General features: G+C 60.6%; 1 protein-coding gene. It reads left to right on the forward strand.

What is annotated here, in order from left to right; all coding sequences use genetic code 11:
• A protein-coding gene (locus K7W41_RS23315) for an IS630 family transposase (protein WP_263490062.1) occupies window positions 1–917 on the forward strand; the annotation gives its coding sequence in 2 pieces (ribosomal slippage) (window positions 1–313 and window positions 315–917; 916 coding nt annotated over the 2 pieces). This gene is flagged as partial in the annotation.
• Between the last annotated feature and the right edge of the window lie 11 nt (window positions 918–928).

Here is a 928-nt window from a genome sequence, read left to right on the forward strand (position 1 = left end):
CCGCGAACGGATTGTGCAGGCGGTGACGGGTGGCCAATCCGTGAGCGCCACGGCGCAGCAGTTCAGCGTGCATCCGACCACGGTGCAGCGCTATCTGAGGTTGGCGCACGAGGGGCGTCTAGGTGAAGTCCGCACGCCCTCCGGGCGTCCACGGCGCGTTACGAGCGCGCACGAAGCCCAATTGCTGCGGCAAGTCGCCAAACATGCCGATGCCACCTTGGTCGAGCATGCGGGCATGCTCGAAGAGGCCACCGGCCTGCGCATCAGTTTCAAGAGCGTCGATCGCGTCTTTGCACGGCATGGCATCACGCATAAAAAAAACGGTGGTCGCCAGTGAACGCACGGAGGAACTGCGGCTGCAGTTCCTGAACGATCTGGCGCCGCATCTCCACCAGCCAGAACGGCTGGTGTTTTTGGACGAAAGTGGCTTTCACACAGCGATGACCCGGGGCTATGCCCGCGCCCCCAGTCATCGGCGGGCCATGGGCGTCGTGCCCAGAAACCATGGCAAAAATCACACCTTGATCTGTACGCTCACGCTGGCGGGGCCAGTGGCCCCGCTGGTCATGGATGGCGCCGTGAACGGTGTGAATTTTGAATGGTATGTGCGTGAAATGCTGTGTCCGACCCTGCGTTCAGAACAGGTCGTGGTCATGGACAATCTCTCGTCACATCACCGAGCGTCCATTCGGACGCTGATCGAAGGCTGTGGCTGCACCCTGGTGTATCTGCCCCCCTACAGCCCTGATTTCAACCCGATTGAACAGCTGTTCTCGAAGGTCAAAGCCAGCGTCCGCCGAGCGGCCTGCCGAACAGTGGAAGCGCTGATTGCCGCAGTGTTTCATGCGCTAGACACCGTCACCCCAGACAACATTCGCGGCTGGTTCAAGCATGCTCACCCTTCGGCCTTCTTATGACAAATGCTCTA

This window comes from Deinococcus multiflagellatus, from assembly GCF_020166415.1.
Lineage (GTDB): Bacteria > Deinococcota > Deinococci > Deinococcales > Deinococcaceae > Deinococcus > Deinococcus multiflagellatus.